This is a genomic window from Hymenobacter agri, assembly GCF_054778495.1.
Genome location: NZ_BAAGZM010000931.1, coordinates 1 through 1,195, shown reverse-complemented (window position 1 = coordinate 1,195; position 1,195 = coordinate 1). Strand labels below are relative to the sequence as shown.

At 62.4% G+C, this 1,195-nt stretch carries 1 protein-coding gene; it reads right to left on the bottom strand.

Going from position 1 to position 1,195, the window contains the following annotated elements:
• Positions 1-54: 54 nt before the first annotated feature.
• Positions 55-1,195 (bottom strand): serpin family protein (locus tag ACYVDE_RS23465; RefSeq protein ID WP_460503946.1); only part of this gene is annotated, 1,141 nt, incomplete at its 5' end.

The window sequence follows — 1,195 nt, the reverse complement described above, 5'->3', positions numbered from 1 at the left end:
AGCTCAGCATGACGTTATTTTTTCAATTCACAACTACCCGTATAACTCACCTAATCAGGGGTTCGTGAGCTGGCCGATGAACAGAATGGTGCCCGTCGATTTCTCGCGGATAAGAAACAGGAACGGCCGGTTGATGACCGTAGCCTGTGGTACCGAAGTATTGACGACGCCCACCGACGTAACGGCTGCAGCCTCGGTGCCTTCCTCGTTCACTTCCAGAAACGTTTTGTGCTTCACCTCGCTGATGCGTAGACCCGAGCCCCCGCCGGCCAGCATGCGGCTGAAATTGGCCTGCCCCGAGAAGGCTACGCCCATGCCCAGCTGTGTGAGGGCGTCGTTGAGCGTCTGGCTGTATTCGAGCCTGAACTTGGGCAGCTGTAGCTCCTGCCCGGTCGAGTCGGCGGCGGCCAGCCAGGCATCGAGCTGGCTGCGGGTGAGGCGGCCGGCCACGCTGGCCAGCGTGCTCTGCCCCTGCGGCACCACCAGCGTCATGCTGAAGCGGCGGTTGCCGTAGGGTAAGTCGATGAGCAGCTGCTGGGCATCGCGGTAGCGGTGGTAGCGCCCGGTTTTCAGACTCATGAAATCCTTGGTGACCGTGGTGCCGTTGTCGCGGTAAAAGGGGCCGGGGCGGGTGTCCTGCGGGTCGAAGCGGTACGTCCAAGTGCCCTTGAAGTAGAGCGCGTTGATGAGATACAGCACGTCGTCGGCCGTGGTGCCATCCACAATGCTCGTGATTTTGCCGCGGGTCTGCGTGTTCACCCAGCCGTTTATCAGGTCTTTGGCCGTGGGCGACGTGAAATTCACCGGCTGCACCGTGGCCCCGAAATATTGCTGGTTGGCCTGCACAAACGGCGCCTGCAACTGGTACTGCTGCCCGTACCAGATGGAATTACCCGTCGTGAACGTCACCTGCGGGTCGAGCCCGCCCAGCAGGCCAAACACACTCCGGAACGACTCGTTGATTTCAGTATCGGTGAGCGGCTGGAAGCCCAGCGTTTGCTTCATCGCGGCCTTGGTGCTGCCATCGGCCCCGTTGTAGGCCATGGTGAGGGCGGCCGAAATGCTCAGCGGCGACAGGCACAGGTTGTCGGCCGGGGCCGTGCCGCGCAAGGCATCGAAGGCTCGAAAGGCGAAGTCGTTGGCGCTGCTCACCGTGCTGCGCTCGGCCGGGGTGAGGGGGCGCGTGAGCTGGGCC